17 protein-coding genes are annotated in these 13,912 nt (G+C 57.8%); 15 read left to right on the top strand and 2 right to left on the bottom strand.

Annotation, left to right across the window (positions count from 1 at the left end):
* The first annotated feature begins 5 nt into the window (after positions 1–5).
* From phnF to N7268_RS07085, 13 genes are all read left to right on the top strand, one after another.
* Positions 6–746, top strand: a complete 741-nt coding sequence (gene phnF / locus N7268_RS07145; protein WP_260862278.1) for a phosphonate metabolism transcriptional regulator PhnF — start codon at positions 6–8, stop codon at positions 744–746.
* Positions 736–1,188, top strand: coding sequence for a phosphonate C-P lyase system protein PhnG (gene phnG / locus N7268_RS07140; RefSeq protein ID WP_198907233.1), 453 nt, complete (start codon positions 736–738; stop codon positions 1,186–1,188). Before phnF ends, phnG begins: the two co-directional genes overlap by 11 nt.
* Complete coding sequence (phnH, locus tag N7268_RS07135; protein WP_198907232.1) at positions 1,185–1,769, top strand: phosphonate C-P lyase system protein PhnH; 585 nt, start codon at positions 1,185–1,187, stop codon at positions 1,767–1,769. Before phnG ends, phnH begins: the two co-directional genes overlap by 4 nt.
* Entirely contained in the window at positions 1,769–2,836 is a 1,068-nt protein-coding gene (locus tag N7268_RS07130) for a carbon-phosphorus lyase complex subunit PhnI (protein WP_260862277.1), read from the top strand. The genes phnH and N7268_RS07130 overlap by 1 nt, the downstream gene beginning before the upstream one ends.
* A 46-nt stretch (positions 2,837–2,882) precedes the next feature.
* Positions 2,883–3,674, top strand: coding sequence for an alpha-D-ribose 1-methylphosphonate 5-phosphate C-P-lyase PhnJ (gene phnJ, locus N7268_RS07125; protein WP_260863531.1), 792 nt, complete (start codon positions 2,883–2,885; stop codon positions 3,672–3,674).
* Complete coding sequence (gene phnK / locus N7268_RS07120) at positions 3,671–4,429, top strand: phosphonate C-P lyase system protein PhnK (RefSeq protein WP_260862276.1); 759 nt, start codon at positions 3,671–3,673, stop codon at positions 4,427–4,429. The genes phnJ and phnK overlap by 4 nt, the downstream gene beginning before the upstream one ends.
* Before the next feature lie 9 nt (positions 4,430–4,438).
* Positions 4,439–5,119 (top strand): phosphonate C-P lyase system protein PhnL, encoded by a 681-nt coding sequence (phnL, locus tag N7268_RS07115; RefSeq protein ID WP_260862274.1) that lies wholly within the window; start codon positions 4,439–4,441, stop codon positions 5,117–5,119.
* Positions 5,116–6,252 (top strand): alpha-D-ribose 1-methylphosphonate 5-triphosphate diphosphatase, encoded by a 1,137-nt coding sequence (gene phnM / locus N7268_RS07110; protein WP_260862273.1) that lies wholly within the window; start codon positions 5,116–5,118, stop codon positions 6,250–6,252. The genes phnL and phnM overlap by 4 nt, the downstream gene beginning before the upstream one ends.
* Before the next feature lie 2 nt (positions 6,253–6,254).
* On the top strand, positions 6,255–6,809 hold the full coding sequence (gene phnN, locus N7268_RS07105; RefSeq protein WP_260862272.1) for a ribose 1,5-bisphosphokinase: 555 nt from the start codon (positions 6,255–6,257) through the stop codon (positions 6,807–6,809).
* Positions 6,796–7,230: an aminoalkylphosphonate N-acetyltransferase gene (gene phnO, locus N7268_RS07100; protein ID WP_260862271.1), complete on the top strand. Its 435-nt coding sequence runs from the start codon at positions 6,796–6,798 to the stop codon at positions 7,228–7,230. Before phnN ends, phnO begins: the two co-directional genes overlap by 14 nt.
* Positions 7,231–7,238: 8 nt before the next feature.
* Positions 7,239–7,997: a phosphonate metabolism protein PhnP gene (gene phnP, locus N7268_RS07095; protein ID WP_260862270.1), complete on the top strand. Its 759-nt coding sequence runs from the start codon at positions 7,239–7,241 to the stop codon at positions 7,995–7,997.
* 82 nt (positions 7,998–8,079) lie between these two features.
* Positions 8,080–8,331, top strand: coding sequence for a type II toxin-antitoxin system Phd/YefM family antitoxin (locus N7268_RS07090; protein WP_260862269.1), 252 nt, complete (start codon positions 8,080–8,082; stop codon positions 8,329–8,331).
* Positions 8,328–8,615 carry a type II toxin-antitoxin system RelE family toxin gene (locus N7268_RS07085; protein WP_260862268.1) on the top strand — a complete coding sequence of 96 codons (288 nt, stop codon included), beginning with the start codon at positions 8,328–8,330 and terminating at the stop codon, positions 8,613–8,615. Before N7268_RS07090 ends, N7268_RS07085 begins: the two co-directional genes overlap by 4 nt.
* On the opposite strand, the gene yjdP is transcribed toward N7268_RS07085, so the two are convergent.
* Complete coding sequence (gene yjdP / locus N7268_RS07080; RefSeq protein WP_198907221.1) at positions 8,612–8,941, bottom strand: DDRRRQL repeat protein YjdP; 330 nt, start codon at positions 8,939–8,941, stop codon at positions 8,612–8,614. The two genes, N7268_RS07085 and yjdP, sit on opposite strands and share 4 nt — an antisense overlap.
* A 69-nt stretch (positions 8,942–9,010) precedes the next feature.
* Positions 9,011–11,275 carry a hybrid sensor histidine kinase/response regulator gene (locus N7268_RS07075; protein ID WP_260862267.1) on the bottom strand — a complete coding sequence of 755 codons (2,265 nt, stop codon included), beginning with the start codon at positions 11,273–11,275 and terminating at the stop codon, positions 9,011–9,013.
* A 114-nt stretch (positions 11,276–11,389) separates the two neighbouring features.
* Between N7268_RS07075 and N7268_RS07070 the strand changes: the two genes are divergently transcribed.
* Together N7268_RS07070 and N7268_RS07065 are read left to right on the top strand one after the other, a co-directional pair.
* Positions 11,390–12,913 (top strand): sugar ABC transporter ATP-binding protein, encoded by a 1,524-nt coding sequence (locus N7268_RS07070; RefSeq protein WP_260862265.1) that lies wholly within the window; start codon positions 11,390–11,392, stop codon positions 12,911–12,913.
* A complete protein-coding gene (locus N7268_RS07065) occupies positions 12,906–13,901 on the top strand; it encodes an ABC transporter permease subunit (RefSeq protein ID WP_198907218.1) in 996 nt (331 codons plus the stop codon). Before N7268_RS07070 ends, N7268_RS07065 begins: the two co-directional genes overlap by 8 nt.
* Positions 13,902–13,912: the final 11 nt, after the last annotated feature.

The raw sequence follows: 13,912 nt of genomic DNA, 5'->3' as shown, positions 1-13,912 counted from the left end.
TTGCTATGCACTTGTCTACACATCCGACCAGTTATCCCACGCGTTATCAGGAAATTGCCGCGAGACTTGAGCAGGAGCTTCGTCAACATTATCGCTGCGGCGACTACCTGCCCGCCGAGCATCAGCTTGCCGCGCGCTACGAGGTAAACCGCCACACGCTGCGCCGCGCCATCGACCAGTTGGTTGAGCGCGGTTGGGTGCAGCGTCGCCAGGGCGTCGGCGTGCTGGTGCTGATGCGCCCGTTCGATTACCCGCTCAATGCCCAGGCGCGCTTTAGTCAGAATCTGCTGGATCAGGGCAGCCATCCCACCAGCGAAAAACTGCTGGCGGTGCTGCGCCCGGCGTCCAGTCACATTGCCGACGCGCTGAGCGTCAAAGAGGGCGACAACGTCATTCACCTGCGCACCCTGCGTCGGGTGAACGGTATCGCCCTGTGCCAGATCGACCACTACTTCTCCGACCTCACCCTCTGGCCACTGCTGCAGGGCTTTAAGAGCGGCTCATTGCACGACTACCTGCGCGAACAGTCGGGTCTGATATTACAGCGCACACAGACGCGTATCAGCGCCCGCCGCGCCCAGGCCAAAGAGAGCAAGGTGCTGGAAATCCCCAATATGGCGCCGCTGCTGTGCGTGCGCACCCTGAACCACCGTGAAGGCGAAGAACACGCGGCGGAATACTCCGTCAGTCTGACCCGCGCCGACATGATCGAATTCACCATGGAGCACCGACCAAATGCACTTTGATACCGCCACCCGCCAGCGCTGGATGCGTGCGCTGGCTTACAGCAACGCCGATGCCCTGAACGCCCGTCTGCAGGCACTGAAGCTGACGCCGGAATATGAATTGATCCGCGCACCTGAAATCGGGCTGATGCAGATTCAGGCACGCATGGGCGGCACCGGTAACCGCTTCTTTGCTGGTGACACCACGCTCACTCGCGCCGTGGTGCGCCTCAAGAGCGGCACGCTGGGCTACAGCTATCTGTTGGGACGCAATAAACACCATGCCGAGCAGTGCGCCGTGATTGATGCGCTACTGCAGGAACACACACATTTCCAAAACTTGATGGAAACCCTGATTACCCCGCTGGAAGCGGAACGCGATGCGCTGATTCGCGCTCGCCGCACCGAAGTGAACGCCAGCCGGGTCGATTTCTTCACGCTGGTACGCGGAGACAACGCATGACTTTACAAACCGCCTTTAACTTACCTGTCCAGGATGCGCAACAGAGCTTTCGTCGTCTGCTGAAGGCCATGAGCGAACCGGGCGTCATCGTCGCCCTGCATCAACTGAAACACGGCTGGCAGCCACTGAATCTCGCCACCACCAGCGTGCTACTGACGCTGGTCGATGGCGATACGCCGGTCTGGCTGGCGCCTGGCATGGATAACGATATTGCCCGCCAGAACCTGCGTTTTCACACCAACGCGGCGCTGGTGGATCAACCGCAGCAAGCCGCTTTTGCGGTTGCCGACGAACGGATCAGCAACGCGCAGCTTAACGCGCTCTCCTGCGGCTCTGCGGTCGCACCTGAGACCAGCGCCACGCTGATTGTGCAGGTCGCCGGTTTAAGCGGTGGTCGCATGCTACGCCTGACTGGCGCCGGTATCGCCGAAGAGCGGATGATCGCGCCGCAACTGCCGGAATGCCTTATTCATGAACTGACCGAACGCCCGCATCCGTTCCCGCTAGGCGTGGATCTGATCCTGACCTGCGGCGAACGACTGCTGGCGATTCCGCGAACCACCCATGTGGAGGTGTGCTGATGTACGTCGCCGTTAAAGGGGGTGAGAAGGCGATAGCCAGCGCCCACGCACTGCAAGAAAACCGACGCCGGGGCGATGACGCCATTGCCGAACTGAGCGTGGCGCAAATTGAACAGCAGTTGAATCTGGCCGTCGACAGGGTCATGACCGAAGGCGGCATTGCCGACCGCGAACTGGCGGCACTGGCGTTAAAACAGGCCAGCGGCGATAACGTCGAAGCGATCTTTCTGCTGCGCGCCTACCGCACCACGCTGGCAAAACTGGCCGTCAGCGAACCCGTAAACAGCGCAGATATGCGCCTGGAACGCCGCATCTCCGCCGTCTACAAGGATATCCCCGGCGGGCAGTTGTTAGGTCCAACCTACGACTACACCCATCGTCTGCTCGACTTTACCCTGCTGGCAAATGGCGAATCGCCCTCGTTGTCTACCGCGGATGACTCGCAAGAATCTTCCCCACACGTCTTCTCTCTGCTGGCAAAACAGGGACTGGCGAAGCGTGAAGAGGATAACGGCGCAGCGCCCGACGATATCACCCGCACGCCGCCGGTTTATCCCTGTTCACGCGCCTCGCGCCTGCAACAACTGATGCGCGGCGATGAAGGCTATCTGCTGGCACTCGCCTACTCAACCCAGCGCGGCTACGGGCGTAATCACCCGTTTGCCGCAGAGATCCGCAGCGGCTATGTGGCGCTGGAAACCGTACCGGAAGAGCTGGGATTTGCGGTGAACGTCGGCGAACTGCTGATGACGGAGTGCGAAATGGTGAACGGTTTTGTCGCACCGGAAAACGAAGCGCCGCATTTTACCCGCGGCTACGGCCTGGTGTTCGGTATGAGCGAACGTAAAGCCATGGCGATGGCACTGGTGGACCGCGCCCTACAGGCACCTGACTACGATGAAACGGTTACGGGACCGGCGCAGGACGAAGAGTTCGTGCTGGCGCATGCGGATAACGTCGAGGCGGCGGGTTTTGTTTCGCACCTCAAACTCCCCCATTACGTCGATTTCCAGGCCGAGCTGGAACTGCTTAAACGCCTGCAACAGGAGGCTTCCCGTGACCACTAACCTCTCCGGCTACAACTTTGCATACCTGGATGAGCAGACCAAACGCATGATCCGCCGCGCCATTTTAAAAGCGGTGGCGATTCCCGGTTACCAGGTGCCGTTCGGCGGGCGCGAAATGCCGATGCCCTACGGCTGGGGTACCGGCGGGATCCAGCTGACTGCCAGCGTGATTGGCGAGCCGGATGTGCTGAAAGTGATCGACCAGGGGGCGGATGACACCACCAACGCCGTGTCGATCCGCAACTTCTTCAAACGCGTGACGGGGGTAAATACCACAGAGCGGACGGAAGACGCCACGCTGATCCAGACCCGCCACCGCATCCCGGAAACACCGCTGACGGAAGATCAGATCATTATCTTCCAGGTGCCAATCCCGGAACCGCTGCGCTTTATCGAGCCGCGCGAAACGGAAACCCGCACCATGCACGCGCTGGAGGAGTACGGCATCATGCAGGTGAAACTGTATGAAGATATCGCCCGCTTCGGCCATATCGCCACCACCTACGCCTATCCGGTGAAGGTCAACGGGCGCTACGTAATGGACCCGTCGCCCATCCCCAAATTCGACAACCCAAAGATGGACAGGATGCCGGCCCTGCAACTGTTTGGCGCGGGCCGTGAAAAACGGATCTACGCCGTTCCACCTTATACCCGGGTCGAAAGCCTCGATTTTGACGATCACCCGTTCACCGTACAGCGCTGGGATGAACCCTGCGCCATCTGCGGTTCAACCCACAGTTATCTCGACGAAGTGGTGCTCGATGACACGGGCAAACGCATGTTTGTCTGCTCCGACACTGATTACTGCCGCCAACAGAGCGAGGCCCTGAGCAAATGACGCAACCGCTGCTTTCCGTCAACAACCTGACCCATCTCTACGCGCCGGGCAAAGGCTTCAGCGATGTCTCTTTTGACCTGTGGCCTGGCGAAGTACTGGGTATCGTCGGGGAGTCCGGTTCCGGTAAAACTACCCTGCTGAAATCGATCTCCTCACGCCTGACACCGCAGTCCGGCGAGATTCTGTATCAAAACCATTCGCTGTATGGCATGAGCGAGGCCGACCGCCGCCGCCTGCTGCGCACCGAATGGGGTGTGGTGCACCAGCATCCCATGGACGGCCTGCGTCGCCAGGTGTCGGCGGGGGGCAATATCGGCGAACGTCTGATGGCCACCGGCGCGCGCCACTATGGTGACATTCGCGCCACCGCGCAGCGTTGGCTGGAGGAAGTTGAGATCCCGGCCTCGCGTATCGACGACCTGCCGACCACCTTCTCCGGCGGCATGCAGCAGCGTTTGCAGATCGCCCGTAACCTCGTCACCCATCCCAAACTGGTGTTTATGGATGAGCCGACCGGCGGGCTGGATGTCTCGGTGCAGGCCAGGCTGTTGGACCTGCTGCGTGGCCTGGTGGTGGAACTGGATCTGGCGGTGGTGATTGTCACCCATGATTTGGGCGTTGCCCGTCTGTTGGCAGACCGTTTGCTGGTCATGAAACAGGGTCAGGTGGTGGAAAGTGGATTAACCGACCGAGTGCTCGACGATCCCCATCACCCGTATACCCAACTGCTGGTGTCATCGGTATTGCAAAACTAAGAGGCCATCATGATCCGCGTAGAAAATGTCAGTAAAACCTTTGTGTTACACCAGCAAAACGGTGTGCGCCTGCCGGTGTTGCAAAACGCCACGCTGGACGTCAAAAACGGGGAATGTGTGGTGTTGCATGGCCACTCCGGTAGCGGAAAATCCACGCTGCTGCGTTCGTTGTACGCTAACTACCTGCCGGATGAAGGGCACATCCACATTCGCCACAACGATGAATGGGTGGATCTGGTGCAAGCTCCGGCGCGCAAAGTGCTGGACGTGCGTCGCGCCACTATCGGCTGGGTCAGCCAGTTCCTGCGCGTGATCCCACGGATTTCCACGCTGGACGTGGTGATGCAGCCGCTGCTGGATCTGGGCGTCTCCCGCGAGGAGTGCGCCGCCAAAGCCGCAAACCTGCTCACGCGTCTGAACGTCCCTGAGCGTCTGTGGCACCTTGCGCCGTCAACCTTTTCCGGTGGTGAACAGCAGCGCGTCAACATCGCCCGCGGGTTTATCGTCGATTACCCGATTCTGCTGCTTGATGAGCCTACCGCATCGCTGGACGCCAAAAACAGCGCGGCCGTGGTGGCGCTGATTGAAGAGGCAAAAGCCCGCGGTGCGGCCATTGTCGGTATTTTTCACGATCAATCCGTACGCGACCGCGTGGCGGATCGTTTGCATCTGATGGGAACAACAGCATGATTATCAACAACGTAAAACTGGTGCTGAAAGATGACGTGGTGCAGGGATCGCTGGAAATTCAGGACGGCATTATCCGCGCTTTTGCTGAAACCCAGAGCCGTCTTCCCGAGGCGCTGGACGGTGAAGGCGGCTGGCTGCTGCCGGGATTAATCGAACTGCATACCGATAATCTCGATAAATTCTTTACCCCACGTCCAAAGGTAGACTGGCCCGCCCATTCGGCGATGAGCAGCCACGATGCCTTAATGGTGGCGAGCGGCATTACCACCGTGCTGGATGCCGTCGCCATTGGCGATGTGCGTGACGGCGGCGACCGCCTGGAAAATCTGGAGAAGATGATCAATGCCGTCGAAGAGACACAAAAACGCGGCGTTAACCGTGCCGAGCATCGTTTGCACCTGCGCTGTGAACTGCCGCACCACACCACCCTGCCGCTGTTCGAAAAACTGGTCGGTCGCGAGCCGGTGACGCTGGTTTCGCTGATGGATCACTCGCCGGGTCAGCGTCAGTTCGCCAACCGCGAGAAGTATCGTGAGTACTATCAGGGCAAATATTCGCTCACGGATGAGCAGATGGCCCGTTATGAAGAAGAACAGCTGGCCCTGGCCGCGCGCTGGTCACAGCCGAACCGCGCCGCGATTGCGCAGATGTGCCGTGACCGTCACATTGCGCTGGCGAGCCACGATGACGCCACTCAGGGACATGTGCTGGAATCGCACCAGCTTGGCAGCGTGATCGCCGAATTTCCCACCACGTTTGAAGCGGCAGAGGCTTCGCGTCAGCATGGCATGAATGTGCTGATGGGCGCGCCAAACATCGTGCGCGGCGGCTCCCACTCAGGCAACGTCGCGGCGCATAAGCTGGCAGAATTAGGCCTGCTGGACATTCTCTCTTCCGATTACTACCCCGCCAGCCTGCTCGACGCAGCCTTTCGCGTCGCCGATGACGAGGCCAACAGCTTTACGCTGCCGCAGGCGATTCAACTGGTCACGCACAACCCGGCGCGGGCGCTGAATCTTAACGATCGCGGCATCATCGCTGAAGGTAAACGAGCGGATCTGGTGCTGGCGCACCGTAAAAGCGGCAACGTCCATATCGACCACGTCTGGCGTCAGGGAAAAAGGGTATTCTGACTATGGGAAAACTGATCTGGCTGATGGGGCCATCAGGCTCCGGTAAAGACAGTTTGCTGGCGGCGCTCCGCCAGCAGGAACAGGCACAGCTGCTGGTGGCGCATCGCTACATCACCCGAGCCGCAAACGCCGGCAATGAAAACCACATCGCCCTCAGTGAACAAGAATTTTTTACCCGCGCCGGACAGAATCTGCTGGCGTTAAGCTGGCACGCCAACGGTTTTTACTACGGCATAGGCGTGGAGATTGATCTCTGGTTACATGCCGGGTTTGATGTGATCGTCAACGGCTCGCGCGCGCATCTGCCGCAGGCGCAGACCCGCTATGGCTCCGCTTTGCTGCCCATCTGCTTACAGGTTTCGCCTGCCATTTTACGCCAGCGCCTGCAGACACGTGGACGGGAGAGCGAAACGGAAATCGCCGCCCGTCTCGAACGCGCTGCCCGCTACGCACCGTTTGATTGTCATATCCTCAACAATGATGGAAGTTTGCTACAGTCTGTCGATACGTTACTCACACTGATGGGACGCAAGGAGAAGAAACATGTCTGTCTGTGAATTACGTCGTGCCACGCTGTACGATGTCGATGCCGTTTACGCGCTGATTTGTGAACTGAAACAGGGAAAATTCGACCACCAGGCCTTCAGCACCGGGTATGCGTCAAATCTGCAGGATCCCAATATGTATTACCAACTGGCACTGCTGGATGGACAGATTGTTGGGATGATAGGCCTGCATTTACAGTTTCATCTGCACCACGCCAACTGGATTGGCGAGATTCAGGAACTGGTGGTCATGCCACAGGCGCGTGGGCTAAAAGTGGGCAGCCAGCTTCTGGCCTGGGCTGAAGCGACAGCACGCGAGGCGGGTGCAGAGATGACCGAGCTTTCTACCAGTATTCAACGCCACGACGCCCATCGTTTTTATCAGCGCGAAGGCTATACGCAGAGCCACTACCGCTTCACTAAACCGTTGTAGGGGGAAGGATGAGTCTGACACTCACGCTTTCAGGAACGGGCGGCGCGCAGCTGGTACCGGTTTTTGGCTGTGACTGCGCAGCCTGCCAGCGGGCGCGTTTGCACACGCAATACCGCCGTCGCCCCTGCAGCGGGGTGGTCAGGTTTAACGAGGCGGTAACGCTACTCGACGCGGGTATCCCCCATCTGATGGACGACTGGCCGGCGGGCAGCTTCCGACAATTTCTGTTAACCCACTACCATATGGATCATGTGCAGGGGCTGTTTCCGCTGCGTTGGGGTGTGGGAGCGACGATTCCGGTGTACGGCCCGCCGGATGAGCAGGGCTGCGACGATCTGTTTAAACATCCCGGTATTCTGGATTTTAGCCGTACCGTCGAGCCGTTTGTGGTGTTTGAACTGCAGGGGTTACGGGTGACGCCGTTACCCCTCAACCACTCAAAACTCACGTTTGGTTACCTGCTGGAAACCGCGCACAGCCGCGTGGCGTGGCTCACGGATACCGCCGGACTGCCCGACAAGACGCTGAAGTTTCTGATCAACAATCCGCCACAGGTGATAGTCATCGACTGCAGCCATGCTCCACGCCCCGAACCACCGCGTAATCACAGTGATTTAACGACCATCATCACGCTTAATGAGGCAATCCGCTGCCCGAGGGTGATCCTGACGCATATCAGCCATCAGTTCGATCTGTGGATGATGGAAAACCCTTTACCCGCAGGGATTGAAGCCGGATACGACGGAATGGAGATTACGTTGGGTTAGGCTTTACACCGCACAATAAGACTTGTTAACCGGTCTCTGACATCCTATTCTAAGACCAGTTAAAAGGTCTTTAGGAGGAACTATGCCGCATATCATCTTAAGCGATACCACCGCCAGCGTGAGTGAACTGAAAAAGAACCCGATGGCGACTGTCAGCGCCGGGGATGGATTTCCGGTCGCAATACTGAACCGTAATCAACCCGCCTTTTATTGCGTTCCCGCAGCGCTTTACGAAAAAATGCTTGATGCCCTGGACGATCAGCAACTGGTTAAGTTAGTCAATGAACGTAGTCAACAGCCACTGGTGGACGTGGATCTGGACAGCTATTTATGAGTTATACGGTAAAGTTCAGGGAAGACGCGCTGAAAGAATGGCAAAAACTGGATAAAACCATTCAACAGCAATTTGCTAAGAAACTTAAGAAATGTTGTGAAAATCCCCATATCCCCTCTGCAAAGCTTAGGGGAGTAAAAGATTGCTATAAAATCAAGCTACGAACCTCAGGGTTTCGTCTTGTTTATCAAGTCATTGACGACACCCTGATCATCGCTGTCGTTGCGGTAGGTAAACGCGAACGCAGCGAAGTTTATCATCTCGCCAGCGAAAGGCTGCGCTAACGATCGTAATCCTCTTCCATTCTGCGCTCTTCATCTTCAAGCTGACGCCGTTCCTGATCGAGCTGACGCTGGCGGTCATCTAACTGACGACGGCGGTCTTCAAACTGACGGCGACGATTATCGTACTGCCTGCGGCGATCGTCACTCATCTGGCGCTGCCAGCTTTCATCGCGTGAATCGTCGTAATCGCGATTGTTATCCGGTTTATAGGCGTCGCTGACGGCACGTTGAATATTACCGATGGCGTCATCAATAATATCCGCCTGTACCGAAACGCTACTCAGCATCAGCAAACTGAATACAAAGAATGTCGGGGAACATTTCATAAAACCCGCCTCGAAAAGAAACTCATCTCACGGTAATCAAAGCGCTTTCACGCGAGTAGCGGAGGAATCTCAATTGCGCGGATGGCGTAGCGCTTGTGCCAGCTCTCCCCGGGTAAAAGGTTTACGCAATAACGCCACCTCCGGTAGCGCCGGGTTATGCGCCGGGCGTAAATCCTGGCCGCTGATCAGCAGAATGGACAGCTGTGGATAATGCTTCAACGCGTGGTTCACGACGTCCACACCGCTTAAACTGCCCGGTAGCATTAAGTCACTGATAAAAATATCAATCTCGGCTGACGCTGCCAGCATTTGCATCGCCTGCTCGCCGTTGGCCGCTTCTAAGGTCAGATAGCCCAGCAGGTGCAATTGTTCACACAACGTCTGACGTACGTCGGCTTCATCTTCCAGGACCAGCACCAGCTTATCGGTGCTAACAGAAACCTGCTCCGGCAGCGGTTCTGCCTGAGCCTGCACAGGCACAATGGCGCGAGGAAGCTGTAACCTGACGGTAGTGCCTTGTCCCGGCGCGCTCTCAATTTCCACACGCCCTCCGGACTGGCGCACAAACCCGTACACCATCGACAGCCCCAGTCCACTGCCACTCCCCGTTTGTTTGGTGGTGAAAAACGGTTCGAAGACCTGCGCTTTCACCTCCTGTGACATACCGCTTCCCTGGTCAGCCACTTCCAGCATAACCATATCCTGCTTGCGTCCGTCGCTGCGCGTGACGCGCTGATTCCAGGTGCGAATTTTAATCGTGCCCACCTGCCCGTCCATCGCATCACGGGCGTTCATCACCAGATTAATAATGGCATTTTCCAGTTGGCTGACGTCGATCCACGCCGGCCAGGCGGGCGACTGGGCCTCGATCTCCAGCGTCAGCGTGTTCGGGAGCGAGTGGCGCATCAGCTCGCCCAGGTTTTCCAGCAAGGTTTTCAACTCCACCGCATGCGGATGTAAAGACTGTTTACGCGAAAAGGCGAGCAGCCGCTGGGTCAGCATCGCCCCACGCTCGGCGGCTTTGAGCGCCCGGTTGATACGCGGCGCATCGGGGGAATCGGGATTCACGAGATCCAGGCTACCGATAATTACAGCCAGCAGGTTATTGAAGTCATGCGCTAACCCGCCGGTCAGTTGCCCTACCGCCTTGAGTTTTTGGCTGTGCAGCAGCGCTTCTTCCAGCCCCTGACGCTCGGTTCGGTCGATTTCCATCTGGGTGGTTTTTTCTTTCAGCAACCGGGTGGTGTGTTCCAGCGAAGCCGTGTTACGGGCAAAAACGCTGAAGGCGCGCGCCAGCTCTCCCAGTTCATCGCGCCGTTGCAGTGCCGGAACGCTGACGTCCGATTCGCCATGCGCCAGCCGGGTCATCGCCGCGGAAATAGCCGTCAGGTTGGAGCCAAGATTGCGGTAGATATACCAGCCGGCGAAAGCGGTAATGACCACCGCCAGCAGCGCAAAAATCATAATAAACAGCGCCCCGGACTGCAGTTCCTGATGGCTTTGCGCCACCCGCTGTTCAGAGATTAACGCCACCTGTGAGGCATACTGATTGATGTCATTGTTGAGGATCGCGACCAACGCTTTGATATGAAACATATACCAGTTGATCGCCAGATCGCTCTGCTCCAGCGCTGACGACAGCGGCTCCAGCTTCTGCAGTTCCTGAATGAAGTCGCTGAGAATGCCGTTAATCAGCAGACTGCTATTGTTCGCAGGTAGTCCAGGCATCACGCTGTCCAGTTGTTTAATCACTGAACGCGGCGTTGGCGTTTCAATGGCGGCGACGATTAAGCGATCCATCTGCCCCAGCAGTACGTCATCCTGCGCATGAGTCAGTTGTTGCAGATGGCGTAAATAACTTTGATTCTGATACAGCGAGCTGAGCAGCGCGTTACGCTCCAGATGCCGCCGCTGCCCGCGCTGCAACATGCCTTCCACGCTACTTTGTAGTTCGTTGCTACGCTGAATAATACGTCCGACGAGCCCCGGTTCCTGTTGCGCCAGCGGGGCGGCGGCCAGTTGCTCCAGCGAATGCTTAAGCGCGCGCTGGGTCTCCTGTAATCGTTCCGCTTCGCCTTTGTATTCCAGCGCCCCCACCACCTGTGAAAGCCGCACCGCCGCCGTCGCCACGTTTGCCGTGTCGCGCGCCAGATTCATGCTACCGGTCATGTCGTCAACCGTTTGCTGCTGCACCTGCTCCTGGATCTGGCTGGCGTGCTGAAATCCCAGCACAGCCACGCCGCTCACCATCAGCGTGACCGCCACCACCAGCAGATTGAAAAACAGCAATCGCCCGCGCGCACTGGCGAAAAAGCGACGTCCGGGTTGCGGCATATCACGCTCCATGAAGAAAAATCGCAATATGACAAATATGAACGGCTTCTGACATTTTGCATTTACATTCCTGTGATGGACTGCTGATATCGGCCACCCCACAGGAGATCCGCCATGAGCAGGACACCCGTTCTGGAGATGCGCAACATTGCCAAAGCGTTTGGCAAATTTTACGCGCTGAAAGGGGTCGATTTGACGGTCTGGCCCGGTGAGATCCACGCTCTGATGGGCGAAAACGGCGCGGGGAAAAGTACCCTGATGAAAATCCTCGCCGGTGCCTACACCGCCACCAGCGGTGACATCCTGATCGACGGCCAGCCGTTTCATATTCGTGGACCCAAAGATGCGCTGAGTGCGGGTATTACGCTGATTTATCAGGAGATGCAGCTCGCACCGAATCTGACGGTGGCCGAAAACATCTTTCTCGGCAGCGAACTGTCACGCGCAGGCCTGGTCCAGCGTAAAGAGATGGTGATGCAGGCGCAGAAGGTCATCGACCGGCTTGGCGCGCAGTTTAAAGCCAGCGATCGGGTGATGACGCTCACCATCGCCGAACAGCAACAGGTGGAAATTGCCCGCGCCCTGCACCGTAACAGTCGCATTCTGGTCATGGATGAACCCACCGCCGCCCTCTCCTCACGTGAAACCCATCGCCTCTTTGAACTGATTATGCGTCTGCGCGATGAAGGCATGGCGATTATCTATATCAGCCACCGCATGGCGGAGGTGTATGAACTCTCGGATCGCGTCAGCGTATTACGCGACGGGCAGTACGTTGGCAGCCTGACTCGCGACAAACTCAACGCCTCCGAACTGGTGCGCATGATGGTGGGACGCCCGTTAAGCGATCTGTTCAACAAAGATCGCGATATCCCCTTAGGTAAAGCGCGTCTGAACGTGCATCACCTGACCGACGGCAGCAAAGTCCAGCCATGCAGTTTACTGGTGCGTTCCGGGGAGATTGTCGGCCTGGCTGGACTGGTCGGCGCCGGACGTTCCGAACTGGCGCAGCTGATTTTTGGCGTACGTAAAGCCATCAGCGGCATGATTGAAGTGGACGGCGAGCCGGTGGTGATCCACTCCCCACGGGAAGCCATTGACCACGGCATCGGCTTTCTGACGGAAAACCGCAAAGAACAGGGGCTGTTTTTAGAACTGGCAGCGGCAGAGAACATCACCATGGCGACACTCGAGCGTGACGCCAACTGGGGCATGCTGGATCGCAAAAAAGCGCAGACCATTTCCGATGACGCCATCCGGTTGCTCAACATCCGCGTACCGCATGCCCAGGTTCGCGCAGGCGGCCTGTCCGGCGGCAATCAGCAGAAATTACTGATCTCACGCTGGGTGGCGATCGGCCCGCGTATTTTGATCCTCGACGAGCCCACGCGCGGCGTGGACGTGGGGGCAAAAAGCGAGATCTACCGGATCATGAACGACATGGCGCGTAAAGGCGTGGCGATCCTGATGATCTCCAGCGAATTGCCGGAAGTCGTCGGCATGAGCGATCGGGTATACGTCATGCGCGAAGGCAGTATTGCCGGCGAGCTGAACGGGCAAAGCATCACCCAGGAAAACATTATGACGCTGGCAACCGGCGTGAACGACTCCCATCATCAGGCGGTGCCCCATGAATAATCCAACCACTCCCCAGCAGGTGGCGAAATCGGCCTCCGCAAAAAAGATGCTGATGAGCGATCTGATGCAAACGGTCGGTATTTTGCCGATTCTGATCCTGATTGTGGCGGTATTTGGTTTTATCGCACCCAATTTTTTTACCGAGAGCAACCTGCTGAATATTACCCGCCAGGCGTCGATTAACATCGTTCTGGCCGCCGGAATGACATTTATCATTCTGACCGGCGGGATCGACCTCTCCGTGGGGTCGATTCTCGGTACGACAGCCGTCGCGGCGATGGTGGTTTCGCTAACGCCTGAACTTGCCATGTTGTCGATTCCGGCGGCGCTGATGCTCGGTCTGCTATTGGGACTGTTTAACGGCGCGTTGGTTGCCTTTGCCGGATTACCGCCCTTTATCGTTACGCTCGGCACTTACACCGCGCTGCGTGGCGCGGCCTATCTGCTGGCGGACGGCACGACGGTGATCAATTCCAATATCAACTTTGAGTGGATCGGCAACAACTATCTCGGGCCGGTGCCGTGGCTGGTGGTTATCGCGCTGGCGGTGGTCGTGGTGTGCTGGTTCATTCTGCGGCGCACGACGCTGGGCGTTCATATCTACGCGGTCGGCGGCAATATGCAGGCGGCGCGGTTAACCGGCATCAAAGTGTGGCTGGTGCTGCTGTTCGTCTACGGCATGAGCGGCCTGCTCTCGGGGCTCGGCGGCGTCATGAGCGCCTCGCGACTGTACAGCGCCAACGGCAACTTAGGGATGGGCTACGAGCTGGATGCCATCGCGGCGGTGATCCTCGGCGGCACCAGTTTTGTCGGCGGGATCGGCACCATTACCGGCACGCTGGTGGGTGCGCTGATTATCGCCACGCTCAATAACGGCATGACGCTGATGGGCGTTTCTTATTTCTGGCAGCTGGTGATCAAAGGGGCGGTGATCATCATAGCGGTGCTGATCGACAAATACCGTACCCGGCATCATCAAAGTGCATAACAACAAAACCC

Source organism: Citrobacter sp. Marseille-Q6884 (genome assembly GCF_945906775.1).
Taxonomy (GTDB): Bacteria; Pseudomonadota; Gammaproteobacteria; order Enterobacterales; family Enterobacteriaceae; genus Citrobacter.
This window is presented reverse-complemented; position numbering and strand designations above follow the sequence as displayed.

Excerpts from the sequence above, each read along its gene's own strand:
- phnF (WP_260862278.1), top strand. The coding sequence starts at position 6 with ATGCACTTGTCTACACATCCGACCAGTTATCCCACGCGTTATCAGGAA.
- phnG (WP_198907233.1), top strand. The coding sequence starts at position 736 with ATGCACTTTGATACCGCCACCCGCCAGCGCTGGATGCGTGCGCTGGCT.
- phnH (WP_198907232.1), top strand. The coding sequence starts at position 1,185 with ATGACTTTACAAACCGCCTTTAACTTACCTGTCCAGGATGCGCAACAG.
- N7268_RS07130 (WP_260862277.1), top strand. The coding sequence starts at position 1,769 with ATGTACGTCGCCGTTAAAGGGGGTGAGAAGGCGATAGCCAGCGCCCAC.
- phnJ (WP_260863531.1), top strand. The coding sequence starts at position 2,883 with ATGATCCGCCGCGCCATTTTAAAAGCGGTGGCGATTCCCGGTTACCAG.
- phnK (WP_260862276.1), top strand. The coding sequence starts at position 3,671 with ATGACGCAACCGCTGCTTTCCGTCAACAACCTGACCCATCTCTACGCG.
- phnL (WP_260862274.1), top strand. The coding sequence starts at position 4,439 with ATGATCCGCGTAGAAAATGTCAGTAAAACCTTTGTGTTACACCAGCAA.
- phnM (WP_260862273.1), top strand. The coding sequence starts at position 5,116 with ATGATTATCAACAACGTAAAACTGGTGCTGAAAGATGACGTGGTGCAG.
- phnN (WP_260862272.1), top strand. The coding sequence starts at position 6,255 with ATGGGAAAACTGATCTGGCTGATGGGGCCATCAGGCTCCGGTAAAGAC.
- phnO (WP_260862271.1), top strand. The coding sequence starts at position 6,796 with ATGTCTGTCTGTGAATTACGTCGTGCCACGCTGTACGATGTCGATGCC.
- phnP (WP_260862270.1), top strand. The coding sequence starts at position 7,239 with ATGAGTCTGACACTCACGCTTTCAGGAACGGGCGGCGCGCAGCTGGTA.
- N7268_RS07090 (WP_260862269.1), top strand. The coding sequence starts at position 8,080 with ATGCCGCATATCATCTTAAGCGATACCACCGCCAGCGTGAGTGAACTG.
- N7268_RS07085 (WP_260862268.1), top strand. The coding sequence starts at position 8,328 with ATGAGTTATACGGTAAAGTTCAGGGAAGACGCGCTGAAAGAATGGCAA.
- yjdP (WP_198907221.1), bottom strand. The coding sequence starts at position 8,941 with ATGAAATGTTCCCCGACATTCTTTGTATTCAGTTTGCTGATGCTGAGT.
- N7268_RS07075 (WP_260862267.1), bottom strand. The coding sequence starts at position 11,275 with ATGCCGCAACCCGGACGTCGCTTTTTCGCCAGTGCGCGCGGGCGATTG.
- N7268_RS07070 (WP_260862265.1), top strand. The coding sequence starts at position 11,390 with ATGAGCAGGACACCCGTTCTGGAGATGCGCAACATTGCCAAAGCGTTT.
- N7268_RS07065 (WP_198907218.1), top strand. The coding sequence starts at position 12,906 with ATGAATAATCCAACCACTCCCCAGCAGGTGGCGAAATCGGCCTCCGCA.